Below are 24110 nucleotides of genomic sequence, written 5' to 3'. Positions count from 1 at the left end.
TGCCGGGCTGCAACGCCGCGCCGGTCATCGGGGCAGCGCGGCTAGGCCAGGGCGAGGTGCTGTGCTAGGCTATGGTCCAGAGAGCCGGAGCAACCGGCGCAGGCAGGATGTGATACCCCGATGATGCGCCGCGCGCCTTTGGCCCTGTTGGGGGCTGCCCTGCTGCTTGCTGCCTGCCAGCCGGTCGGCACCCCCAAGGCCCCCGATCGCGCCGATCTGGCAGCAGAGCTGGTGCGGCTGACGGGGTCTGGCCCGCCGACCGGACCGGAGGGCGCATGCTGGGCATCGGACGTGACGCCCATGGTGATAGAGACCGTGACGCAACAGGCGATGGTGTCTGATGCACGGCGCGACAAGGACGGGCGCGTTCTGGCACCCGCCGTGTTCCGCTCGGAAACCCGGCAGAATATCGTGCAGAACCGGGAACAGGTGTGGTTCCGCAGCCCTTGCCCGCAGGACATGACGGTCGAGTTCATCGCCAGCCTGCAACGGGCGCTGAAGGCGCGGGGATTGTATCTGCTGCCGCTGACCGGCCAGATGGATGCTCCAACCCGCGCCGCCTTGCGCCGGTTTCAGGCCGACCGCGGGCTGGAAAGTGACCGCTTGTCGCTTGGGGCCGCGCGTGAGCTGGGGCTGGTAACCATCGATCTGGAGGCAGGATGACCGATCTTGCAACAGCGGCCCGGGCAGAGCTGATCCGGCTTTGGGGCGAGGCGCGGGACGCTGCGCATGACCTTGGCCATATCGACCGGGTCTGGGCCAATGCCAAGGCGATCATGGGGGATGCACCGGGGCTGGACGTTCAGGCGTTACAGATGGCGGTGATCTTTCATGATGCGGTCAACCTGCCCAAGGATGCGCTCGATCGCGCACAAGCCTCCGCGCGCTCGGCTCAGGCGGCGGCGGGCTGGCTGAGGGCGCAGGGCTGGGGGACAGAGCGGATTGCGCTGGTGACCCATGCCATCGAGGCGCACAGCTTTTCCGCCGGTATCACGCCGCAAACCCCCGAGGCGCGGGTGTTGCAGGATGCCGACCGGCTGGAGGCCCTTGGTGCCATCGGTCTTGCGCGCATGTTCGCGGTGGCCGGGTCGATGGGGGGCGCGCTGTTTCACCCGGATGACCCCTTGGCGCAGCACCGCCCGCTAAACGACCGCGCCTATGCGCTGGACCATCTGGAGGTCAAGCTGTTCGGTCTGACCCAGACCATGCAGACGCCCACGGGCCGCGCGATGGCAGAAGAGCGCACCGAATGGATGTTCAGCTTTCGGGCGCGGCTGTTGCGTGAAATCGGCGGTGGCGGGTCGTTCTTCTAGGCCGACCGGCGCATGGTCCGCCCTTTCCTCCCGGCGGGACCAAAAAAACGCGCGGCAATCGGAGGACTGCCGCGCGTTGGATGGTGTTGCCTGCGTGGGATCACTCGATGGCAAGCGCCACAAAGCGGGGGTCACCGGCACGGCGGACCAGAAGCAGGATGGATTTGCGCCCGGCATCACGCGCCTCGGTGATGCGGTCTTCCAGATCCTTGACCCGCAGCACTTGCTGCTGACCGGCCTCGGTGATGATGTCGCCTTCGCGCAGACCCTTGGCATAGGCCTCGGAGGTCTGATCAACCGCGCCCACGACCAGCCCTTCGGCATCATTGGGCAGGCTGAGCTGTTCTTTCATCTCATCGGTCACCGGCGCAAGGGTCATCCCGAGAATTTCGGCTTCGACCGGATCTTCCGGGGTTGCGGCGGCGGGGCGGGTTTCAGCGGCTTCGGCCTCTTCCCGGCGGCCAAGCGTGACCTGCAAGGTTTCGGACCGGCCATCACGCTGAACGATCACCGGCACCGCCTCGCCCACCGGGCTGTCGGCGACACGGCGGGTCAGGTCGCGGGTGTCACGCACCGGCTGGCCATCGAACAGGGTGATCACATCGCCTGCGATGATCCCCGAGTCCTTGGCCGGGCCATCCGGCACATCGGTGACCAGCGCACCCGAGGCCTCGGTCAGACCCATGGCTTCGGCCACATCGGGGGTGACATCCTGAATGCGCACGCCCAGCCAGCCACGACGGGTTTCGCCGAATTCCTTCAGCTGATCCACCACCTTGGTGACAACATTCGATGCCATCGAAAAGCCGATGCCGATCGACCCGCCATTGGGCGACAGGATGGCGGTGTTCACGCCGATCACCTGACCATCCATGTTGAACAGCGGCCCGCCCGAGTTGCCACGGTTGATGGCGGCATCGGTCTGGATGTAGTCGTCATAAGTGCCCGACAGGGCGCGGTTGCGGGCCGAGACGATCCCGGCGCTGACCGAGAAGCCCTGACCCAGCGGGTTGCCCATGGCCACCACCCAATCGCCCACGCGGCTGAGGTCGGAGTTGCCGAAGGTGACGAAGGGCAGGGGGGTGTCGCTTTCCACTTTCAGCAGCGCGATGTCGGTCTTGGGGTCGGTGCCCACCAGTTCCGCCTTGAGCCGCGTGCCCGAGAAAAACTCGATCTCGATCTCATCGGCGTTTTCGATGACATGGTTGTTGGTGACGATATAGCCGTCTTCCGAAATCACGAAGCCGGACCCCAGCGCTTCAGACCGGCGTGGCGTGTTTTCGCCACCGCCCTGACCGTTGCGATCCATGAAATCGCGGAAGAAATCTTCAAAAGGGCTGCCCTCGGGCACCATGGGCCCACCCGATGCCGGGCCCGAGACCACGGCAGAGGTGGTGATGTTGACCACCGAGGGGCTGATCTGCTGCGCAAGGTCAGCGAAACTGTCGGGCGCGCGGGCAAAGGCCCCCTGCGCCTGACCCAGCGCCAGCGCAAGGCCAAGGCCGATGGCCATCAGCGTGGCGCGGCCCCGGGCAAGAACCGCCGGGTGTCTGGAATAGAGTATGGCTTTGGACTGCACTCCCGAACTCCTTATTGTTTGGACGGCAGGCCCAAGGCGCGGATATGCGCGCCGGGTCGCCAGCAGACTGTAACACATCATCAGGTAAGCACGGCCAATTGCAATGCAAACCCTGTTACGTTCCCTCAAAGCCTTGTGATGGCCGCGTGTGGCCCCGGCTCAGCGGTTGCCCTGCCGCGCGAACAGACCCGCATCTTCGGCCGCGCGGCGCAAGGCACGGGATTTGTTGACGGTTTCCTGAAACTCCGCTTCGGGGTCGCTGTCATAGACCACGCCGCCTCCGGCCTGCACATAAAGCGTTTCATCTTTCAAAACGGCGGTGCGCAAGGCGATGCAGAAATCCATTTCACCGTTGGCGGCGAAATAGCCGACGCCGCCGCCATAGATGCCGCGCTTTTCCGGCTCCAGTTCGTCAATGATTTCCATCGCCCGCACCTTGGGCGCGCCAGAGACGGTGCCCGCCGGCAGACCGGCCAGCAGGGCCGACAGGGCGTCTTCGCCTTCCTTGATCTGCCCCACCACGTTGCTGACGATATGCATGACATGGGAATAGCGTTCGATGGTGAATCGTTCGGTCGGGTGCACCGTGCCGATGCGGCTGACACGGCCCACGTCGTTGCGGCCAAGGTCCAGCAACATCAGATGTTCGGCCAGTTCCTTCTGGTCGGCCAGCAGGTCAAGCTCCAGCGCGCGGTCCTCTTCGGGCGTCTCGCCGCGTTTGCGCGTGCCGGCGATGGGGCGGATCGTCACCTCGCCGTCACGCAGGCGCACAAGGATTTCAGGGCTGGCCCCGATGACCTGAAAGCCCCCGAAGTTGAAGAAGAACAGGAAGGGCGACGGGTTGGTGCGGCGCAAGCTGCGATAAAGCGCAAAGGGCGGCAGTTCGAACCGCTGCGCCCAGCGTTGGCTTGGCACCACCTGAAAGATGTCACCGGCGCGTATGTAATCCTTGGCTTTTTGCACCGCTTGCTTGTAGCCGTCATGGGTGAAGTTCGACACTGGCTCACCCACCGGGGCGGCCTCGCCCAGATCGCGCTGCGCCGGGGGCGCGCGGTCCAGATCGCGCAGGGCGTCCATCACCCGTTCCGCTGCCTGCGCATAGGCCGCACGGGCCGACAGGCCGCCTGCGACCCATGCCGGAGAGACGAGGGTGACCTCGCCCTTCACACCGTCCAGCACCGCAATCACGGTGGGGCGCATCAAGACCGCATCGGGCAGGCCGATGGGATCGGGGTTCACATCCGGCAGATGTTCCACCAGCCGGATCATGTCATAACCCAGATAGCCGAACAGCCCGGCCGAAACGGCGGGCAGGCCATCGGGCATATCGATTGCGCATTCGGCGATCAGGTCGCGCAGGGTTTTCAGCGGATGGCCGTCGAGCGGGTGGAACGCCGCCGCATCAAACCGCGCCTCTCGGTTGATTTCCGAGGCTTCGCCGTTGCAGCGCCAGATCAGATCGGGCTTCATCCCGACAATCGAATACCGGCCCCGCACCTCGCCGCCGGTCACCGATTCCAGCATGAACGTGTCGGGCCGGGCCTCGCCCAGCTTCAGCATCAGGCTGACCGGCGTGTCCAGATCGGCGGCCAGACGGGCCCAGATCAGTTGGTTCTTTCCCGCGCTCCAGTTGCGTTCAAACTCTTCAAAACTGGGGGAGAGGATCATCGGTCGGAGCTTTCGGCCTGAGTGTTCGGGCAAATGGGCGCAGTCAGTTGAACTGCGCGTTCACAGCATTGATGGCGTTCTGGTCAAGAAAGATCCCGGCCTCATCGGTCAATGCGCTGGAAAACAGTTGCAGCGCGTCTTGCGCCAGGGCCTGTTCGACCTGCGCTGCGATGGCGGATTTCAGCGCGGCCACCTCTTCGCCCTCTTGGGCGGCAGGCAGCACCTCGTCCAGCCGCACCAGGCCGACAAAGCCCGGCGCTTCGATGACCCGGACCTCGCCCGCTGCCATCGCAAAGACCGCCGTCAAGACTTCGGGCGGGGCCCCTTCGACAAAGCCTTCGCGCGAGATATTGGCGGTGCGCCGCACGATGCCAAAGGCCCCAAGCGATTGGCCCGCCTCGACTTCGGCCTTCACCTCTATGGCACGATCCGCCAGCGCCTTGGCGGTGGCATCGGCGGCATAGGCCGCGCGCACGTCGTCCCGGGCAATTTCAAACGGGATCGGGGCCGCCGGAACCAGTTCGACAAATTCCATCGCCACAACGCCGCCGTCGGCGAGCAACACCGCCTCGGGGAAATCGCCTTCGGCCAAAGCCTCCGCTGCCGTGCGGAAGGCGGGATAGCCGGCAATGCCTTCGGGTGCGGTCTCGGAGGCGACATAATCCACCGTCTCAAGGGTCATCCCCTGATCCTGCGCCACTTCTTCCAGCGTTGATCCTCCGGCCAGCATGTCATCGATCGCTTCGACGCGGTCGGCAATGGCGCGGCGGGCCGCGTCTGTCTGCATTTCGATGGCAAGGTCGGCGCGGGCGTCTTCGAAGGTGATTTCCTGAGCGGAGAGGATCGCGTTCATGCGAAACAGGGCCGGGCCCAGATCGCTGTCGAACGGACCCACCACGCCAGGGCTTTCCAAGGCAAACACGGCGTCACCGGCGGCACCCAGGGTTTCGCGCGACACATCGCCAAGATCGATGTCGTCCAGTTCCAGCCCGCGTTCCGCCACCAGAGTCTCGAACGCCTCACCCGCATCGAGGCGGGCCTTGGCCGCGTCTGCGGCTTCGGCCGAGGGGTAGATCAGCCGTTCGACAAGGCGCCGTTCGGGCTGTACGAATTCGGCGATGCGGGCCTCATACATCCGGCGCAGGGTGTCGTCATCCACTGGCTGGTCAGCGGCGATTTCATCGGGCAGCAGAGCGGCATAGCGGATGCGCTTGGCCTCGGGCGCAGTGAAGGCGTCAATATTTGCCTCATAGAAGGTCTGCAAGGTTGCGTCATCTGCTTCGGCAACCGGGCTGGCAAGATCCTCAGCCGTCAGTTGCAGCAGCGAAAAGCCGCGCCGTTCGCTGATCCAGTTGTACAGGGTGTCGGTCAGCGGGGCCGGGGCCACAAAGCCGCCCGCAATCGCCCCGGTCAGCAACTGGCGGGCGACATCGGCCCGAAGTCCGGCTTCAAAAGCGCTTTCCGTCAGGTTGTTGCGGTCGAGCACAAAGCGATAGCTTTCGCGGTCAAACTGGCCGGAGGTGCCCTGAAACGCCGGGGTCTCGGTGATGCGCTGCGCGATCACCGCATCGCCGACCGACAGGCGAACGCGGTCTGCCTCGTTGTCGAGCGCGGTCTGGGCAACGATGGATTGCAGCACCTGCCGGTCCACCCCAAGGCTTTGGGCCTGTGCAAGGGTGACGTTCTGGCCGAATTGTGCCGTCAGCGCTGCCAGTTCCTGCTGCAGGGCGCGGGCATAGGTGTTGGTGTCGATCTCGCGGTCTCCGACCCGGCCGATGCTGGTCAGGCCGCCGCCAAAATTGCTGACGCCAAAGCCACCAAGGCCGACAACCAACATGGCCATCAGCGCCCAGACCACAATCTGGCTGCCCTTGCCCTTTTTGCGCGGGCTATCGTCGCTGTCTTTGGCCATCATCTGCCCCTTTGGAACCTGCTTTGCGACTGTCTATGCGGTAAGGCAAAGCGGAACAAGAGGATGTCAGGCCCGAAAGGCTTTGAGCCGTGCAAACAGCTGCGTGATCCCTTGCGCATCGACATTGGCAAAGGCGATGCGGATCTGCCGCTTGCCGGCATCCGAGCCCGGCGGCTGGAACATGGTGCCGGGCAGCATCAGCAGCGAGGCTTCGGACACCAGCCGCTTGCACAGCTGATCCGACGGCAGGTCAAAGGGATGTTCGACATAGGCGAAATAGGCGCCGCAGCCCAGAAGCCGCCAGCCGTCCATCTGCGCGAAACCGTCGATCATCGCGCGGCGGCGGCTGAGGATCTCATCGCGTTCGCCCGCGACCCATTGGCCAAGGTTTCGCATGCCCCAAAGAGCCGCAAACTGGCCCAGCTGGCCGGGGCAGATGGCGACGGTGTCGAGGAATTTCTCCACCTCGGCCAGCCGCGCGGTGCTGGCCACAACCGCGCCGACGCGGTGGCCGGTCAGCCGGTAGGCCTTGGAAAAGCTGTAAAGCTGGATCAGGGTGTCAGACCAGTCGGGATCGGCAAACAGATCATGCGGCCGGCCCCCCAGGTCTACCGAGTGACGGCTGTCAAAATCGCGGTAGGTTTCATCGACGATCAGCGCAAGGCCATGAGCACGGCACAGATCGCGGAACGCGGCCAGCGTCTGCGCCGGATATTCCACCCCACCGGGATTGTTGGGCGAAACCAATACGATGGCGCGGGTCTTTGATGTGATCAGCGCCTGTGCCGCCGCGGCATCGGGGATCAGCGTCGGCCCGGTGTTGAGCGCCACCGTGTGCACGCCCTGCATGTCGAACCACATTTTATGATTGAAATACCATGGGGTTGGCAGGATGACTTCATCCCCCGCACCGGCGAGGGTGGACATGACGGCGGTGAAGGCCTGATTGCAGCCTTGGGTGATCGCCACCTCGGCCGCGTCAATGGTGCCGCCATAAAGGGCAGACCATTGCCCCGCGATTTCGGCGCGCAGCTCGGGCAGGCCCAGGACAGGGCCGTAAAGATGTGCGGCATCATTGGTCAGCGCGGCCTCTGCAATCGCCTGGCGCAAAGCCAGCGGCGGCGGCTCGACCGGGGCGGCCTGCGACACGTTGATCAGCGGGCGATCAGCCGGAAAGGTGACCCCCTGCAACCAGCGCCGTGCCTCCATCACCGGGGGGGCTTCGGTGGCGGCCATGGCGGGGTTGAGCGGCTGGGTCATGTCTGCGCCTTTTGGCTTGTGGCGGAACCGGGGGTTTCACACCCCCGGACCCCCGTGGGATATTTGGAAACAGATAATGGCAGGGGGCAGGCGCAAGATCAGTCCGTGCCGCGATAGGGCTGGACATATTGCAGCGCCATGTCCCAGGGGAAGAAGATCCAGGTGTCCTGGCTGACTTCGGTGATATAGGTATCGACCTGCGGGCGGCCCGAGGGTTTGGCGTAGACGGTGGCGAAATGCGCGCGTGGATACAGCTTGCGCACCAGTTCCAGCGTCTTGCCGCTGTCGACCAGATCATCGACGATCAGGATGCCGGTGCCATCGCCCATCAGATCGCCCTGCGGCGATTTGATCACCCGCGCCTCGGTCTGGGCCTGATGGCTGTAGGATTTCACGCTGATGGTATCGACCACGCGGATATCCAGCTCGCGGCTGACGATCATGGCGGGCACCAGGCCGCCGCGGGTGATGCCGACCACGGCCTTCCAGGCCCCATTGTCCGGACCCTTGCCATCCAGCCGCCAGGCCAGCGCACGGGCGTCGCGGTGAATCTGGTCCCAGCTGACGTGAAAGCCTTTTTCATGCGGCAGGCGGTCGTTCATGGCAGGCTCCTTCAGGTGGCGGCGATCTTGGCGCCGAGCAGGGCGAGAAGACCGCCAAAGCAGCGGTCCATGGTGGATTTTGCACCGACATAGGCCCGCCGCGTGGCGGGCAGGGAAAAGATGCGGGCGACGAAGGTGTTCCACAGCGTTTCCACCGTGAACAGAAAGCTCAGCAGGCAGGCGAGCACCCAGAGCGGGGTGTCAGGCGGCACGGTGCCGATGAAGATGGCCGAGAGCACCACGGCGGGTTTGGGGTTCGACAGCTGCGTGACCAGCCCCAGCCGGAAGGCGGACAGCGCAGATCGTGGCGGCAGGCCGGTGGTGTCGGGCAGCGGGTCGGACGCGTGGCGCCACATCTGCAGCGCCATCCAGATCAGATAGAGCCCGCCCACGATCTTGAAGGCCCACAAGAGGGCGGGGGCAATCTTGAACAGCGCCGCCAGACCCGACAGCGCCAAGGCCGCCCAGATCACCGCGCCGAGACCGATGCCCATGGCCAGGAAAAACCCCGTGCGCAGCCCTTCAGTCACCCCGGTGCGCGCCGACATCAGCACGGCCGGGCCGGGGCTGACCGCGCCCATGGTCAGCAAAGCCGCCACCGCCAGGAACGCCGCCAGCGTCATCGCGCCCGCCCTGTGCCCTTAGTCGCCACGGCCTGTCACCACATCGATATCGGGCGCATCGACGGCCTTCATGCCCACCACATGATAGCCTGCATCGACATGCAGGTTTTCGCCCGTGGTGCCGGACCCCAGATCGGAGATCAGGTAAAGGGCCGCCTTGCCGACCTCTTCCTGTGTGACATTGCGGCGCAGCGGGCTGTTCAGCTCATTCCACTTCATGATGTAGCGGAAATCGCCGATGCCGGAGGCGGCCAGCGTCTTGATCGGGCCGGCGCTGATGGCATTGACGCGGATGCCGTCCTTGCCAAGGTCTTCGGCGATGTATTTCACGCTCGCCTCAAGCGCAGCCTTGCACAGGCCCATCACGTTGTAATGCGGCATGACCTTTTCTGCCCCATAATAGGTCAGGGTCAGAAGGCTGCCGCCATTTGGCATCAGCTTTGCGGCGCGCTGGCAGACGGCGGTGAAGGAATAGACCGAAATATCCATCGACATCAGGAAGTTGGCGCGCGAGGTTTCCACATAGCGGCCGCGCAATTCGTTCTTGTCGGAAAAGCCGATGGCATGGACCACGAAGTCGATCGTGCCCCACTGTGCCTCGAGCCAGGCAAAGAGCGCATCCATACTTTCTTCGTTGGCGACGTCGCATTCGTACAGGCGCGGCTCGCCCAGTGAGGCTGCCAGCGGGCCCACGCGCTTTTTCAGCGCCTCACCCTGATAGGAGAACGCCAGTTCGGCGCCGTGGTCGGCAAGGGTCTTGGCGATGCCCCAGGCGATGGACTTGTCATTGGCAAGCCCCATGATCAGCCCGCGCTTGCCCGCCATAAGTCCTGTTGACATCTGTTGCCCCTCGCACATTTCTCGCATTGAGATAGACGTGTAGGCGAAAGGCAAAGCGCGTTCAAGCCAGAGGCTGCGGGCAGCTTTCGCGCAAGGTAAGGACCGATATCATGGACAGAGGCGGAATTTTCGCGGGCGATGACCCGTTTGCCATTGCGAGGGCCTGGATGGCGGAAGCCGAGGCGACAGAGCCGAACGATCCCAATGCCATTGCCCTGTCCACGGTGGACCAGGACGGGATGCCGAATGTGCGCATGGTGTTGTTGAAGGACATCGAGGAGGACGCCTTTGTGTTCTACACCAATTACCAGTCCCGCAAGGCGCAGGAGATCGAGGCCGCGGGCAAGGCGGCCTTTGTGCTGCACTGGAAGTCGCTGCGCCGCCAGATCCGGGTGCGTGGCGTCACCGAACGCGAGGAGGGCCCGAAGGCCGATGCCTATTATGCCAGCCGCAGCCTGAAATCGCGGCTGGGGGCCTGGGCCAGCCAGCAGTCGCAGCCGTTGTCCAGCCGGGAGCATCTGATGGCTGAGGTGGCAAAACTGACGGTAACCAAAGGCACCCATCCGCCGCGCCCATCCTTTTGGGGAGGTTTCCGCCTGCGGCCGGTTGAGATAGAGTTCTGGGCGGACGGGGCCTTCAGGCTGCACGATCGCTTCCGCTGGACACGGCAGACCACGCAGGATACTTGGGCGATCGTGCGCTTGAATCCTTGAGTGTCGACTTTTTCGGCGCAGGGATCGGGCCGGTCTTGCGGAAATGTGCTTGAATCCCGTCCGGGGATAGCGTCTTAACGGCGTTTGGGGTCAATCTGGGGAACGGCTCTGCTATGACTGATGAAGAGACGGCCACGCATATTGTGCATGGCCATGTAAAATGGTTTGACCCTGCGAAGGGGTTTGGGTTCATCGTTTCGAACGAGACTGAAAGCGATATTCTGCTGCATGCCAATGTGCTGCGGAACTATGGTCAGAACTCCGTGTCTGATGGCGCGATGATCAGCGTTCGCGTTCAGCAAAGTCCGCGCGGGGCACAGGCGGTCGAGGTTGTCTCGGTGCAGGCACCGGCAGGGGTGGCCTTGCCACTGGCCGATGAAGGCACTCTGATGTCGGCCGAACAGATCGCCGCGCTTGCGCTGGAACCATCGCGGGTGAAATGGTTCGATAAAGCCAAGGGCTTTGGCTTTGCCAATGTGTTCGGCCACAATGATGATGTGTTCATTCACGTCGAAGTGTTGCGCATGTCGGGCTTTGCCGATCTACAAGCAGGGGAAGCGGTTTGCCTGCGGATCATCGAGGGCAGGCGCGGGCGCATGGCGGTACAGGTGGCATCATGGGAAGCAGCATCGCGCGCAGAGCGCTGATCGGATCTGTCGCGGCACTCGTGCTGATGGTGGGGACCGTCAGCGCAGCCTGCCGTGACGATCAGGTGGAGCTGCGCTGGCCGGGTGGTCAGGCGCGCTTTGCGGTTGAGGTTGCCGATACGGATGCCAAACGCAGCCGCGGCTTGATGTTTGTCGAAGACATGCCGCAATCGGCGGGCATGCTGTTCATTTATGACAGCCCCCGACGGGCAACCTTCTGGATGAAGAACACGCTGATCCCGCTGGATATGATCTTTGCCGATGCCGCGGGCCGGGTGACAAAGGTGCATGCCAATGCCAAGCCACAGGATCTGACCACGATCGATGGCGGCGAGGGGGTCAAGCTGGTGCTCGAAATCAACGGCGGGCTGGCCGCACGCATGGGAATTTCTGCCGGTGCCGAACTGCGCCACCCGTCAATTGCAGATCCGGCATGGTCTTGTGCGGAATAGCCCTTTTCATCCCCCGCGGCATTCGCTAAGACCCCATTCAGTCGGGGCGTAGCGCAGCCTGGTAGCGCGACGGTTTTGGGTACCGTAGGTCGAGAGTTCGAATCCCTCCGCCCCGACCATTTCTTTCTTTAGTCGTTTGACATGCCCTCCGGGCACCCTAACCGGCGACGGCGGCGCAGGATTTGCGTTCCACCAGCCGGCAGGCCAGTTCGATGCGGCGGGCGGGCAGATGCGCCCCAAGGCTCAGGTCGCGCAGCAGATCAACTGCCGCCGATCCGATGTGGCGCATCGGAATTTCCAGAACCGTCAGGGCAGGCGAGAAGAATGCGCCCTGGGCCAGACCGTCCATACCCAGCACCGACACTTGATCGGGGACGCTGATCCCCAGTGAGGCCAGGCCCTGCATTGCCCCAAGCGCCAGACTGTCGCCGGCACACAGCACGGCGGTGAAGTCGAGGCCCTTGGCGCTGACCCTGTCGCGGAGCGCTTTTGCGGCGTGATCAGGCAGCCAGTCTGCCACATCCACCTGCAGTCCCGGATCGAATGCCGCGCCGCCCAGGGTCATTCGGTCTCGCCAGCCTTCGGCCCGCCGTTCAATCGTGCGGCGGCCCCTGCGGCTGAGAAACAGGATGCGGCGGTGCCCCAGCCGCATCAGGTAATCGGTGGCCATGCTGGCGGCAGCCCGGTTTGACGGCGCAACCGACGACAGCTGCATCAGCGGATCATCCCCGTTGACCAGAACCACCGGCTTGCGAAACCTGCGGGCGGCGGTCAGCATGTCTTCGTCGTCCAGTGTCAGGAACAGCAGACCCGTCACGCGCGGGTCGGTCGCGGCCAGTGCGAGGGCCTGTCGTTCCTGTTCCGTCGAGGTGATGGCTTCGGTGATCACCTCGGCCCGTAGCAGGCGGGCGCGTTCCTCGATGCCTTGCATGACATTCAGGGTAAACTGGCTGCGCGCATAGTCTTCCATGGCGGCGCGGCTGGCAAGAATCAGCAAGCGCTGACCGGCAAGGGTCGAGGGCAGGGCGTAGCGAAACTCCTGCGCCTTGCGCTGGATCTTTTCGACCAGGTCGGGCCGGACGCCCGGCGTGCCGGACAGGGCGCGCGACACCGTGGCGATCGACACATCGCAAGCCTTCGCAAGATCGTCCAGCCTGATGCGGCGGCTGGGTTTGCCGCTTTTCCCGGGGGGAATCGGTGCCATTGGGGTTTTTCCATTTTGCTGTCTGACTATGCAAAAAATTTTCAGGTTGTGCAAAAATTTTGCACTGCCATGCTTCAACGATCGACCAAATGCCGATGCCCGGGGAGGGGACATGCGACCACAGGTGGATCAGATCAGGCTGAAACTGGGTCAATTGGTGCGGGGCCTGACCGATCTGCGCCATGATGGCCAGTTTGACGAACCGAATCTTGACGGGACGGCGGGCGACTACATCAGCTTTGACAGCTGGGAATGGCCGCAGGGTGTGGGCCTTTATGGTCTGGCCCAGTTGTGGCGGCGCCAGGGGGATCCGGCGTTGCGCGAGATGCTTGAGGGCTGGTATGCGCGGCATCTGGCGGCGGGCCTGCCCGATTTGAACATCAACACCACGGCACCGATGCTGGCGCTGTCGATGCTCTGGGCCGAGACAGGCGATCCGCGTTGGCGGCCGGTGCTGGACGACTGGGCCAACCGTCTGATGACGGATGCGCCGCGCACCCAGGAGGCGGGGCTGCAGCATGATGTGTCCGACAAGGTGAATCCCGGCGAATTGTGGGATGACACGCTGTTCATGGCGGGGTTGTTTCTGGCCCGGTATGGCCATGCTTCGGGCCGGACCGAGCTGGTGGATGAGGCGATCCGCCAGTTTCTGGTGCATGCGCGCTATTTGTCGGATCCGGACACCGGGCTTTGGTTTCATGGCTGGACCTTTGACGGGCGGCATAATTTTGCCCGCGCCCGCTGGGCACGCGGCAATGCCTGGATCACGGCCTGCATTCTGGACCTGTTCGAGGTGCCGGATCTGCCGGGGTCGGTCAGGTTGTATCTGACCGAAGTGCTCAAGGCGCAGGTGCAGGCGCTGCTGCCGTTGCAGACGCAAAGCGGCGCGTGGCGGACGCTGCTGGATGATCCGTCGAGCTATGAGGAGATCAGCGCCACGGCGGGCTTTGCGTACGGGCTGCTGAAGGCCGCGCGGCAAGGGATCGGCGGGCCCGACTGGGCCGAGGCCGGGTGGCGCGGCGTGGCGGCGGTGATGGCGAATATCGATGAGGGGGGCACGGTGCAGAACGTCTCTTACGGCACCCGCATGGGGCATGATCTGCAGTTCTACCGCGATATTCCGCTGCAACCCACCGGCTATGGGCAGGCCTTGGCGATCCTGTGTCTGGTCGAGGCCGAGGGCCAGGTTTCGGCGCAGGAGGTGGCGGCATGATGGATGTGCGATACGGCGGCAACCCCGCCGATGTGATGACCGCGACAAGCGACCGGCTGCGCAGCGATTACATGGTGGAAGGGGCCTTTGCGCCGGGGGCCTTGCGGCTGACCTATACCCATGTGGACCGGATGATCCTTGGCGGCGCGGTGCCGGTGGATGGCCCGCTGAGCTTTGGCGACGGGGCCGAACTGGGAACCGAGTTCTTCTTTTCTGCCCGTGAGGCGGGGCTGGCCAATCTGGGCGGGCCGGGGGTGGTGACGGTGGATGGCACCGATTACGCCATGGGCAACCGCGATATCCTGTATATCGGACGCGGGGTACGGCAGGTGGACATGCGCAGCACTGATGCGGCCAATCCGGCGTGGTTTTATGTGAACTCCGTGCCTGCGGGCACCGATCATCCGACGCGGCTGATCCGGCGTGATCAGGCCAAGCGCATCCAGCTGGGGGATGCGGCAAAGGCGAATGCGCGGTCGCTTGCAATGTACATTCACCCCGAAGTCTCGCCCTCTTGCCTGCTGTTGATGGGCATCACCGATCCGGCCCCCGGCAGCATGTGGAACACCATGCCGCCGCATCTGCACGAACGGCGGATGGAGGCCTATTGTTATTTTGACATGGGTGCCGAGGACCGGGTGATGCATTTCATGGGCCGCCCCGACCAGACCCGGCATTTGGTGGTGGCCAATGGCGATATGGTGCTGTCGCCCGCCTGGTCCATTCACATGGGGGCCGGGACCGGGCCTTATGCCTTTGTCTGGGGCATGACCGGCGAAAACCAGGCCTATACCGACTTTACCCCCGTTTCCGTGTCCTCTCTTAGGTAATCCCCTGACATGCAAGGCTTTCTGTCCCATCCCCTGACCTCCGGCACGGCTCTTGGCTATTGGCGTCTTGGCCAGACGGTCGAAGCGCGCTTTGATCTGCCCGACCTACCGATGAAGGGGGAAATGGACCCGTTCTTTTTCCTGACCAAGGACAAGAACTTCATCCCGCACGAATATCCCTGCCGCACCCAGTTCGCGGCGGACCGCCGCGACCGGCGGCCACAGGCTGCGGGCGGGTTTGAACCGGCGCGCAACTGGCTGCCCTTCGGCGCGCCCCGGCTGGATCTGTCGGGGTTCTGGTTCCGGCCGACCCATATCGCGACCTGGGCGCAAACGGTGATCCGCACGCAGGCGGCAGGGGCCGCGCGGCTGCGCCTGCGCACCTGCGGCGGGGCGGTGTTGTTCGTGAATGGGGCCGAAGCGGGTTGGATGGCCCCCTACAAGCGCAATGCCGAAACAGCGGCAGAGTTCGAGGTGGCGCTGACTGCGGGCGACAACCGGATCGAGGTGTTCTTCGACGATCTGGCCGAGCGGGACGCCCGCTATTACATTCAGGCCGACTGGCTGGACGGGCCACAGGCCGAGGCGGGCATTCCCACAGGGTGCAGCACAGACATCGCCCGCGCGATGGAAACTGCACTGGCCACCATGCATTTCGACCAGCCCGCCTATACCGGGGGAGAGGTGGCTTTGGTGCTGCCGCATCCCATGCCGGTGGATACGGATGTGGCGATCCGGGTGGAGGGCGATTTCATGTCGCACCACCCGGCCGCGTTGCAGCGCCATCTGCCGGCCGGGGCCAGACGGCTGGTCATTGACCGCGCCGAAAACCTGCCTGGCGATTTCCGGCATTTCATTCCGACGCTGACCGCGGATGGCTTTGCCGCCACCCGCACCTTCGGCGTGGAGGTCTGCGATCTGGCGGCGCAGGGCGAGGCCCCAGCGAGCTTGGAAGCGCGGATCGACGAGGCGCTGACCTGGGTCGCCACCCGCGCCGAACCTGACACAGTGGCGGCACTGGCACGGCTGGCGCAGGGGCTTTCCGGCCCCCAGACCGAGGCAATGATCGACGCGACCCTCCCCGCGATCGAGGATTGCTGGGATTGCGCCGATTTCGCGCTGGTGCCGCTGCTCTGGGGGCGCACCCGGTTCGGACATCTGTTGTCCGACCGGGTGCGCGACCGGATCGACGCAGCGATCCTTGGCTATCGCTACTGGATGGACGAGCCGGGCAATGATGTGCAGTGGTATTTCAGCGAAAACCACGCGCTTTTGTTCCACACTTCGGCCTATCTGGCAGGGCACCTGCTGCCGGAGGCCACCTTCCGCAGGTCGGGGCGTAGCGGGGCGGAACAATCGGCTACCGGGCGTGAGCGGGTGCGGGCCTGGCTGGATCATTTCGAGGAATGGGAAATGGCCGAGTTCAACTCTGCCCCCTATTTCCCGATTGACCTGAAAGGGTTGACTGCCCTTTACGCGCTGGCCCCCGATGCCGATATCCGCGACCGGGCCGGCCGCGCCGTGGTGCGGCTGGTGGAGGTGGTGGCCAATTCGGCGCATCACGGGGTGATCACCGCCGCCCAAGGGCGCAGCTATGAACACACCTTGCGCGCGGGGCGCACGCTGGAATTGTCGGCCATCACCCGGATGCTGTGGGGCATGGGCCATTTGGGCGCGCGCTTCCATTGTCTTCCGGGGCTGGCGCTGGCGCTGCGCGATCATGACTTGCACCTGGATGCCGGGCTGGCGGCGCGTGCCAGTTTGCAAGCGGGAGAACAGGAATGGATGTTTGCACAAGGGCAGGGGCGGTTTGCTGCCCTGTATCATGCGAAGACGCCTGACTGGGCCATGGGCACCACCGCCGCCTATCGCTGGTTCGACTGGGGCTATCAGGAAACGCTGCTGCACGCCCGGCTGGGGACCAATCCCGATGCGCAGATCTGGATCAACCATCCGGGCGAGGTGATCCACTCCGGCTATGGCCGCCCGTCCTATTGGGGTGGCTCGGCCTCGGTGCCACGGGTTCAGCAATATCGCGGGCTGGCGCTGGTCTGGTTTGAGGGCCAGCCGGAACAACCCGATTTTACCCATTGCTGGTTTCCGGCGGTGGCTTTTGACACAATCCACCAGCACGGCAATCTGGCGGCGGCAAGCGTGGGAGAGGGTGCCATGCTGATCCGTGCCTCTGGTCCTTTGGAGATGGTGACCGATGGCCCGACAGCAGGCTGCGAATTGCGGCTGGCGGGGCGGCAGGGCTGGTGGATCGTGCGGATGGGAGCCGCGCGGCAGGGGCTGGATGCCTTTGTTGCGCAATGCGCGCAACTTGCGCCTGACTCGGCAGATCCACATGCTACAGTCACGGTGGTGGACCCCGAATACGGCCCGGTGCAGTTTCATGCCGATGGCCGGATCGGGGCGGAGGGTCGGATCATGAATCCGAAGGACTGGACGGTCGCGGGGCACAGAACCCTGCACCGGTAAAGACGACCCCGGCGGGAGGCCGGGACAACACATGGAGGAGACTGCAATGAAAAACACGATGATCGCCCTGGCGCTTGGGGCCAGCCTGATGGGCACCACAGCCCTTGCCGGTGATGTGCGCCTGATGTGGTATTCCGATGGGGTAGAGGGCGAGGTGATGAAAGACCTCGTCGCCCGGTTCAATGCCGAAAACCCCGGCATCAACGTCATTCTGGACGAGGTGGCCTATAAGGTGGTGCAGGAACAGCTGCAGATCCAGCTGGAGGCCGGGTCGGGCCCCGACATCGCCCGCGTCACCAACATCAAGACGCTGGCCCCGCATTGGCTGGACCTGACGCCGCATCTGACCGACCCTGAATATTGGCGCACCAATTTTGGGGCCCATGCCGACTGGATGCGCGAAGATGGCAGCGAGGCGATCACCGGTTTCATGACCCAGCTGACGCTGACCGGCGGTTTCGCCAATGCGACCCTGTTCGAGCAGGCCGGTGTGGCCCTGCCGGGTGAGGGGGCAACCTGGGATGACTGGGTGAATGCCGCCGATCAGGTCGCCAAGTCGCAGGGCACTGCCGCCGCCTTTGCCATCGACCGTTCCGGCCACCGGATTTCCGGGCCGGCCGTGTCTTATGGCGCGAATTACATTGCGGCAGACGGCATGCCTGCGCCGGTGGATGACGGCACCAAGGCTTTTGCCGAAAAGCTGGTGGCCTGGGTCGAAGGCGGGCAGATGCTGCGCGACACCTGGGTTGCGGCGTCAGGCTCCACCTACCGTGCGGCGGCAGATGATTTCATCAATGCGGCCATCCCGTTCTACTATTCCGGCAGCTGGCAGATTGCCAACCTGTCGACCAAGATCGGCGACGGGTTTGACTGGGTCGCCACCGGGTCGCCTTGCGGCACGGCCGGATGCTCTGGCCTTGCTGGCGGGGCGGCGCTTGTGGCGGTGAAATACACCCAGAACGCCGAGGAAGTGGCGAAAGTCATGGAGTATTTTGCCCGCGAGGACATCGTGAAAGAGTTTTCGGAGCGGACCCTGTTCCTGCCCGCCCATGCCGGTGTGGTGGCGGCTGGCGGCATGAACTGGCAGACCGAGGACAAGAATGTGGGTGCCGCCCTTGATGCCTATATCGCGGCGGCGGGCGATATCCTGCCCGGTGCCGATGCGCTGCCCGCGTGGAAATGGGCAACGCCCTATTATGGCGCGCTGGTCAACCGGATCAGCCAGGTGATGGCGGGCGAGTTGACGCTGGACGACGCCTATGCCCGCATCGACCAGGACATCACCGAAGCGGTCGCGGCGGCGCAATAAGCCATGACTGGGGTAAAGGGAGTGTTGGGGGCCGTTGTGGCGGCCCCCCTGGGCTGGCTCGCCCGTCTGCTGGAGGCGCCTTTGCGTCTTTGGCAGCGGCTGGCCGGGCAGACTGGCATGGTGGCGTTTTTCCTGCTGCCGAACATGGCGATTTTCACCGTGTTTGTCCTGGTGCCACTGGTGATCAACATCGCCTATTCGATGACCACCGGCGCGGCCCTCTTTTTGCCTGAGCGGACCTTTGTGGGTGCGGCGCAGTTTGAACGGCTGCTGCGCTGCACTGACTACACCGATCTGATGACCTGCCAGGAAGACCAGTTCTGGATCGCCCTGCGCAACACCGGCACCTTTGTGGTGCTGCAAGTGTCGTTGCTGATCGTCGCCGCGACGATCACCGCGCTGATCCTGAACAGGGCACTGCGCGCGCTCAGCTTCTGGCGGGCGGTGTTCTTTTTTCCCGTCCTGTTGTCGCCCGTTGTGGTTGGCCTGATCTGGCGCTGGATCCTGGACCGCAACGGTGTGCTGAATGCGGCGCTGGTGGGCATGGGGATGGACCCGGTGAACTGGCTGCTGGAGCGCAACTATGCTTTTTCCGCTGCGATCGGCGTCACGATCTGGGCGCATCTGGGGTTTTTCGCGCTGATCCTGCTGGCCGGGCTGCAGGCCATTCCGCGTGATCTTTATGAAGCCGCCGAGATGGATGGCACCAAACCCGCCCGCGTGTTCTGGCGCATCACGCTGCCGCTGTTGATGCCCAATATGCTGGTGGTGATCGTGCTGGCGCTGATCCGCGCGGTGCAGGTGTTTGACGAGGCCTATGTTCTGACCGGCGGTGGGCCGGGCACGGCCACGCTTTTCCTCACGCAGTATATCTACGAAGTGGGCTTTGCCTCGCTGCTGAAAAACCCCGGACTTGCCGCTGCGGCATCGATCCTGATGGGCGGGGTGCTGATCGTGCTGACATTGCTGCAACTTGCCTTGGGCAAGCGCAACGAGCGGAGAGGAAAGCTGAAATGAGCCGCGCCATCGGGTTTCTGACCCGCCGCAAGGGCGGCACCGGCTGGGATTGGACCGATGTGTTCACCTTCGTCTGGCTGGGCGCTGCCGTGATCATCATGTTCGGGCCGGCGTTCTGGCTGGTGATGTCCTCGTTCAAATCACCGGCGCAACTGTCGGAATTTCCGCCAACCTTGCTGCCCTATGAGGCGCAGGCGGTGGTGGTGGAGGGCTATGACCGACCCTTGCCGCTGTTTTCCGTTACCGATGACGCAGGCACCCGCACCCTGGCCGAGGTGCGGCGCGTGGGCACGGTGGCGCAGATGGTGGACCCCGAGAACCCCGGCGAGGTGCAGCGCATCAACATCGCCAACCGCACCCCGGTGCGCAAGGTGGGGTTTTCCTGGGACAATTACCTGGACCCGTTTCTGCGCTTTGATTTCCTGACCTATACGAAAAACTCGATCTTCGTGACGGTGGTGGCCACGCTGATCACCTTGTTGACCAATTCGATGGCTGCCTTTGCCCTGTCGAAGTACGAGTTCCGCGGCCGTGGGTTTGTGGTGGTGCTGATCATCGCCACGCTGATGATTCCGTTGTCGGTGATCCTTGTGCCGCTTTACTCGATCGTGTCGGGGGTGGGGCTGATCAACTCGCTTTGGGGCGTGATCCTGCCGACCGTGGCCACGCCGACAGGGGTATTCCTGCTGCGGCAGTACATGCTTACGATCCCGGATGAGCTGCTGGAGGCTGCCCGGATGGATCATGCCAGCGAATGGCAGATCTACTGGCGGATCGTGCTGCCGCTGACCGCACCCGCGCTGGCGGTGCTGGCGATCTTTTCCGTGGTCTGGCGCTGGAATGATTTCCTGTGGCCGCTGATCGTGCTGAGCCGCCAAGAGGTCTATACGCTGCAAGTCGGCCTGAACGCCTATGCGGGCGAGCTGAACGTGCAATGGCACTATCTGCTGGCGATGACCGTCATCACCATGATCCCGGTCGTTCTGGTCTTCATCTTCCTGCAACGGTTCATCACGGCGGGCATCGCCGGAACCGGGTTGAAATAGGATATCCCCATGGGTCGCATACAGTTGCACGACATCCGCAAGAGCTTTGGCGCCGTTGATGTGCTCAAGGGCATTGATCTGACCATAGATGAGGGCGAGCTGGTGGTCTTTGTCGGACCCTCGGGCTGTGGCAAATCCACGCTGCTGCGCATGATTGCCGGGCTGGACAAGCCGACGGCCGGGCGGGTGGAGATTGACGGCGCGGATGTGACCGCGCGTTCGGCAGCGGATCGGGGGCTGGCGATGGTGTTCCAGTCCTACGCCCTGTATCCACACATGACCGTGCGGGCCAACATGGCCTTTGGATTGCAGAATACCCGGATGCCGAAGGCCGAGATCGACAGCCGCATCGCCGAGGCGGCAAGGATGCTGGAGATCGAGCCGCTGCTGGACAGGCGCCCGGGCCAGTTGTCGGGCGGGCAGCGTCAGCGCGTGGCGATCGGCCGGGCCATCGTGCGCCGCCCGACGGCCTTTCTGCTCGATGAACCGCTGTCCAATCTGGATGCCGAACTGCGGGTCTCCATGCGGGCCGAATTGTCGGCGCTGCATGACCGGCTGGGCGCCACGATGATCCATGTGACGCATGATCAGGTCGAGGCGATGACGATGGCCGACCGGATCGTGGTGTTGCGGGCCGGCAAGGTCGAACAGGTGGACACTCCGTTGAACCTGTTCAACCGGCCCGCCAATCTGTTCGTGGCCGGTTTCATCGGTGCGCCGGGGATGAACCTGTGGGCGGGCCAGGCCAGGGACGGATCGGTGCACCTGGACAATGGCGCGCTCTTGCCCTTGCCAGTGGGGCTGCATGTGCCCGATGGGGCTGTGACCCTCGGCATCCGCCCGCAACACCTGCGACCCCAGACCGGGGGGCCGCTGCGGGCCAAGGTGCGGTTGATCGAGGCGCTTGGGCCGGAAAGCGTGGTGCATGCCGATCTGGGAGCGGAGCATGGCCTGCTTGCCGTGCTGCCCGGCCAGCCGGATCTGGCACGCGGCGCGGTGCTGGATCTGGGCTATGATCCGCAATCGGTGCATGTCTTCGGCGCAGACGGGCAGCGGCTGGGCTAGGCCAGTGCATCGGTCATGAAATCGAGCATGGCCGCGTGCATTGCGGGCGTCTCGACATGGCCTGACGCCGGTTCGCGGTGGATCAGCAACCGACCTCCGTTGCGGGCATAGGCCGCCCGAACCTCGGCCAGGGCCGGGTCAACGGCGGCGGGGGGCGTGAGCGGGTCCAGATCGCCCAGACCGATGAACTGTGCCCGGGGCGCGACCATCCCGGCAATCTGCCCGTTCGAGGCATGGGCCAGAAGTCCCGGCACAGTCAGGTAAATCCCGTGCAGATCATGCTGGCCAAGGGCGATCAATCTGCGAAAATCAGCAAAGCAGCACTCCTGCGCCACCGCGCGCAGGCGCGGGTCAAGCGCTGCCAGCCAATAGGCCAGCGTGGCCCCCATCGACAGGCCGAACACACCCAGCCGCGCGGGGTCGATGCCGGGCTGCGCCGACAGCCAGTCGAGGGCGGCAAGGTTGTCGCACAGCATCTGCCCGGCCAGCGACCGGCCCTCCCACAGCAGGGCCTTCGCCGTCGCGCTTTCGCTTTGCCCGGCGCGGCTGCCAAAACAGGGCATGTCAAGACAGAGCGAGGCGATGCCACGCCTGGCCAGGGCAGGCCCGGTCGGTGTGTGCAGCGCGGGCCGTCCGTGAACCATCTCGGCGGCGCCGATATCATAGCGATTGCCATGCGCGTGCAGGATCAGCACGGCTGGAACGGGACCAGCCAGATCGCGCGGGCGGCACCAGAACGCCCGGATGTCATCGCCGCCCTCTGCGCGCAGACGCAATTCCTCCGCCCTGCATTCGGCTGTCTGCAGCACGGTGGTGACCCGACGGACGGACAGAGGCGGGACCGGCAGCGTGACGCCGAAGGCCGCCAGAAGCCTGTCGCGCGGTGTCCTCATGAGGCCCCCCTAAGCGTTCGTGCAGTCGGTACTGTGACGCGCGGCACAGGTCTGGTCCAGTCCCGGATTTTGCGGGCCGGCGGATCTGAACTGGACGGCAGGTATTTTTCTGACTATAACACTCAGGTTAATGGAGCAGACCGATGCAGGCCGTCGCAAGAACACCGTCCGTTTTCAGCCCAAGCGTCGAGATTCCGGCGGCCGTAGCGGCTTTGCGGCGACTTGCCCCGCGCTGCCAGGCCGGCGCGCGGCTGGATTTGTTCCGGGCCTGTGCGATGCTGTCTGCGCATGCCGATGTTGCGGCCCGGGCCTATGCCGAGGCGCTGTTGCGGGGCTTGGCCGGTGTTCTTGGCCGCGCGCCGGTGCTGCATCAGCCGGGCGCGGCGGAGCTGTCCTTTGACGAAGCCTGGATCGCCAGCCTGCTGGCCGCTGCCCGGCGTGGCGATGCGGGCAGCGTGCAGTTCCTGCTGGCGTCGCGCTTGCCGCGCCATGCCTGGCGCCAGATCGGCTGGCTGGCCGCGCAGCTGGCACAGCGGCAAGACCAGATCTGACGCTGGATGTGACTGACTGATTTTGTCGGATTTAGAATTATTCTAAATAGGGCTTGTCCTGGCCCGAGCTTGCCCCTAGGTTGTACGGGCGGGCAGCCAGCCGAGGTGCAAGCCAGTCCCGCCCCAGAATTCCAAACGTCATTTCAGGAGGTCAGGCATGGCGCAAGCTTCAGCCCAAATCAGCCCATCAGCGCGCGAAGCCGTGTGCGAAGCACTCAATCAAGGCGTCGCCGAAACCGTCGTTGCGACGATGTTGGCGCAAAATTTCCACTGGAACGTGACCGGCATGGGCTTTGGCCCGCTGCATGCGCTGTTCCAGACCATGTATGAAGATCACTTCGTCGCGCAAGACGACCTGGCCGAACGGATCAAGGCGCTGGACGGCCATGCCGAAGGACAGTTGTCGGCGATGTTGGCGCGGTCAAAGATTGCCGAGCATGACGGACATGCCAAGGCCGAAACCATGGTTTCGACCCTGTTGGCGGCACAGGAAACGCTGGCCGCCACGATGGCGGGCATTTCTGCGGTGGCCGAGGAAAACGGCGATCTGTTGACGCAGGATCTGGCCATCGGTCGCGCGCGCACGCATGAGAAATTCGCCTGGATGCTGCGCGCCCATCTGCGCTGACAGTCTGCCGCGCGGCCTAAAGCGGGCTTTTGACATCCCGCTTTTCGCAGCGTTTTGCGTAAGCGGGCGCCCAGTGGCGGTAGCGCCCCAGGTCATTCTGCTGATGCACCAGCATGTCGATAAAGGCGTGCTGGTGTTTTTCTTTCTTGAGTTTCTTGAACAGGTCTTTCTGGGCCTTGGTCATCGAACACCCGATGCAATGGCCTTCGCGTCTGAATTTGCAGACACTGATGCAGGGAGAGGGCAGTTTGGTCATGGCGTCCT

At 64.2% G+C, this 24110-nt stretch carries 24 protein-coding genes and 1 tRNA gene; 15 read left to right on the top strand and 10 right to left on the bottom strand.

Annotated features, from left to right (window positions below; all coding sequences use genetic code 11):
• Nucleotides 1–120: 120 nt before the first annotated feature.
• Both CXR43_RS10350 and CXR43_RS10345 read left to right on the top strand, forming a co-directional pair.
• Complete coding sequence (locus tag CXR43_RS10350) at nucleotides 121–663, top strand: peptidoglycan-binding domain-containing protein (protein ID WP_246831337.1); 543 nt, start codon at nucleotides 121–123, stop codon at nucleotides 661–663.
• Nucleotides 660–1313 (top strand): HD domain-containing protein, encoded by a 654-nt coding sequence (locus CXR43_RS10345; RefSeq protein ID WP_103333852.1) that lies wholly within the window; start codon nucleotides 660–662, stop codon nucleotides 1311–1313. The genes CXR43_RS10350 and CXR43_RS10345 overlap by 4 nt, the downstream gene beginning before the upstream one ends.
• A 100-nt stretch (nucleotides 1314–1413) precedes the next feature.
• On the opposite strand, the gene CXR43_RS10340 is transcribed toward CXR43_RS10345, so the two are convergent.
• From CXR43_RS10340 to fabI, 7 genes are all read right to left on the bottom strand, one after another.
• The gene (locus CXR43_RS10340; RefSeq protein WP_103333851.1) at nucleotides 1414–2892 is read right to left on the bottom strand and encodes a DegQ family serine endoprotease; all 1479 of its coding nucleotides are present in this window, start codon (nucleotides 2890–2892) and stop codon (nucleotides 1414–1416) included.
• A gap of 159 nt (nucleotides 2893–3051) precedes the next feature.
• Nucleotides 3052–4560, bottom strand: coding sequence for an anthranilate synthase component I (trpE, locus tag CXR43_RS10335; protein ID WP_103333850.1), 1509 nt, complete (start codon nucleotides 4558–4560; stop codon nucleotides 3052–3054).
• A 43-nt stretch (nucleotides 4561–4603) separates the two neighbouring features.
• Nucleotides 4604–6472, bottom strand: a complete 1869-nt coding sequence (locus CXR43_RS10330) for a peptidylprolyl isomerase (protein ID WP_103334189.1) — start codon at nucleotides 6470–6472, stop codon at nucleotides 4604–4606.
• Nucleotides 6473–6538: 66 nt separating this feature from the next.
• On the bottom strand, nucleotides 6539–7732 hold the full coding sequence (locus tag CXR43_RS10325; RefSeq protein ID WP_103333849.1) for an aminotransferase: 1194 nt from the start codon (nucleotides 7730–7732) through the stop codon (nucleotides 6539–6541).
• Nucleotides 7733–7830: 98 nt separating this feature from the next.
• Complete coding sequence (gene gpt, locus CXR43_RS10320) at nucleotides 7831–8334, bottom strand: xanthine phosphoribosyltransferase (RefSeq protein WP_103333848.1); 504 nt, start codon at nucleotides 8332–8334, stop codon at nucleotides 7831–7833.
• A gap of 11 nt (nucleotides 8335–8345) precedes the next feature.
• Nucleotides 8346–8957, bottom strand: a complete 612-nt coding sequence (locus CXR43_RS10315; RefSeq protein WP_103333847.1) for a LysE family translocator — start codon at nucleotides 8955–8957, stop codon at nucleotides 8346–8348.
• A gap of 18 nt (nucleotides 8958–8975) precedes the next feature.
• The gene (gene fabI, locus CXR43_RS10310; protein ID WP_103334188.1) at nucleotides 8976–9797 is read right to left on the bottom strand and encodes an enoyl-ACP reductase FabI; all 822 of its coding nucleotides are present in this window, start codon (nucleotides 9795–9797) and stop codon (nucleotides 8976–8978) included.
• A 110-nt stretch (nucleotides 9798–9907) separates the two neighbouring features.
• Here fabI and pdxH point away from each other — a divergent pair, with 110 nt between their 5' ends.
• From pdxH to CXR43_RS10290, 4 genes are all read left to right on the top strand, one after another.
• Nucleotides 9908–10510 carry a pyridoxamine 5'-phosphate oxidase gene (gene pdxH, locus CXR43_RS10305; RefSeq protein WP_103333846.1) on the top strand — a complete coding sequence of 201 codons (603 nt, stop codon included), beginning with the start codon at nucleotides 9908–9910 and terminating at the stop codon, nucleotides 10508–10510.
• Nucleotides 10511–10623: 113 nt separating this feature from the next.
• Nucleotides 10624–11157, top strand: a complete 534-nt coding sequence (locus tag CXR43_RS10300; RefSeq protein WP_103333845.1) for a cold-shock protein — start codon at nucleotides 10624–10626, stop codon at nucleotides 11155–11157.
• A complete protein-coding gene (locus CXR43_RS10295; protein WP_103333844.1) occupies nucleotides 11127–11609 on the top strand; it encodes a DUF192 domain-containing protein in 483 nt (160 codons plus the stop codon). The genes CXR43_RS10300 and CXR43_RS10295 overlap by 31 nt, the downstream gene beginning before the upstream one ends.
• Before the next feature lie 42 nt (nucleotides 11610–11651).
• Nucleotides 11652–11728: transfer RNA gene (locus CXR43_RS10290), tRNA-Pro, on the top strand.
• Nucleotides 11729–11766: 38 nt separating this feature from the next.
• On the opposite strand, the gene CXR43_RS10285 is transcribed toward CXR43_RS10290, so the two are convergent.
• Nucleotides 11767–12813, bottom strand: coding sequence for a LacI family DNA-binding transcriptional regulator (locus CXR43_RS10285; RefSeq protein WP_103333843.1), 1047 nt, complete (start codon nucleotides 12811–12813; stop codon nucleotides 11767–11769).
• Between the two features lie 112 nt (nucleotides 12814–12925).
• Between CXR43_RS10285 and bglB the strand changes: the two genes are divergently transcribed.
• From bglB to CXR43_RS10250, 7 genes are read left to right on the top strand one after another with little or no spacing between them, the layout of a single operon-like run.
• Nucleotides 12926–14026 (top strand): beta-galactosidase BglB, encoded by a 1101-nt coding sequence (bglB, locus tag CXR43_RS10280; RefSeq protein WP_103334187.1) that lies wholly within the window; start codon nucleotides 12926–12928, stop codon nucleotides 14024–14026.
• Nucleotides 14023–14856 (top strand): 5-dehydro-4-deoxy-D-glucuronate isomerase, encoded by an 834-nt coding sequence (kduI, locus tag CXR43_RS10275; RefSeq protein ID WP_103333842.1) that lies wholly within the window; start codon nucleotides 14023–14025, stop codon nucleotides 14854–14856. The genes bglB and kduI overlap by 4 nt, the downstream gene beginning before the upstream one ends.
• A gap of 9 nt (nucleotides 14857–14865) precedes the next feature.
• A complete protein-coding gene (locus CXR43_RS10270) occupies nucleotides 14866–17337 on the top strand; it encodes a hypothetical protein (RefSeq protein ID WP_103333841.1) in 2472 nt (823 codons plus the stop codon).
• A gap of 46 nt (nucleotides 17338–17383) precedes the next feature.
• A complete protein-coding gene (locus tag CXR43_RS10265) occupies nucleotides 17384–18646 on the top strand; it encodes an ABC transporter substrate-binding protein (RefSeq protein ID WP_103333840.1) in 1263 nt (420 codons plus the stop codon).
• A gap of 3 nt (nucleotides 18647–18649) precedes the next feature.
• Nucleotides 18650–19663 carry a carbohydrate ABC transporter permease gene (locus CXR43_RS10260; RefSeq protein WP_103333839.1) on the top strand — a complete coding sequence of 338 codons (1014 nt, stop codon included), beginning with the start codon at nucleotides 18650–18652 and terminating at the stop codon, nucleotides 19661–19663.
• Complete coding sequence (locus CXR43_RS10255) at nucleotides 19660–20709, top strand: carbohydrate ABC transporter permease (RefSeq protein WP_103333838.1); 1050 nt, start codon at nucleotides 19660–19662, stop codon at nucleotides 20707–20709. The genes CXR43_RS10260 and CXR43_RS10255 overlap by 4 nt, the downstream gene beginning before the upstream one ends.
• Before the next feature lie 9 nt (nucleotides 20710–20718).
• A complete protein-coding gene (locus CXR43_RS10250) occupies nucleotides 20719–21774 on the top strand; it encodes an ABC transporter ATP-binding protein (RefSeq protein WP_103333837.1) in 1056 nt (351 codons plus the stop codon).
• On the opposite strand, the gene CXR43_RS10245 is transcribed toward CXR43_RS10250, so the two are convergent.
• Nucleotides 21771–22667, bottom strand: coding sequence for an alpha/beta hydrolase family protein (locus CXR43_RS10245; RefSeq protein ID WP_103333836.1), 897 nt, complete (start codon nucleotides 22665–22667; stop codon nucleotides 21771–21773). The two genes, CXR43_RS10250 and CXR43_RS10245, sit on opposite strands and share 4 nt — an antisense overlap.
• Nucleotides 22668–22810: 143 nt before the next feature.
• Between CXR43_RS10245 and CXR43_RS17910 the strand changes: the two genes are divergently transcribed.
• On the top strand, nucleotides 22811–23218 hold the full coding sequence (locus tag CXR43_RS17910; RefSeq protein ID WP_168219799.1) for a hypothetical protein: 408 nt from the start codon (nucleotides 22811–22813) through the stop codon (nucleotides 23216–23218).
• Between the two features lie 157 nt (nucleotides 23219–23375).
• Nucleotides 23376–23846, top strand: a complete 471-nt coding sequence (locus tag CXR43_RS10235) for a Dps family protein (protein WP_103333834.1) — start codon at nucleotides 23376–23378, stop codon at nucleotides 23844–23846.
• 16 nt (nucleotides 23847–23862) lie between these two features.
• Here the strand turns inward: CXR43_RS10235 and CXR43_RS10230 are convergent, their stop codons facing one another.
• A complete protein-coding gene (locus CXR43_RS10230) occupies nucleotides 23863–24102 on the bottom strand; it encodes a DUF1289 domain-containing protein (protein WP_103333833.1) in 240 nt (79 codons plus the stop codon).
• Nucleotides 24103–24110: the final 8 nt, after the last annotated feature.

The organism is Pseudotabrizicola formosa (genome assembly GCF_002900965.1).
Taxonomy (GTDB): domain Bacteria; phylum Pseudomonadota; class Alphaproteobacteria; order Rhodobacterales; family Rhodobacteraceae; genus Pseudotabrizicola; species Pseudotabrizicola formosa.
Note: the sequence above shows the minus strand (reverse complement) of the source record. Positions and strands in the feature narration are given on the sequence as shown.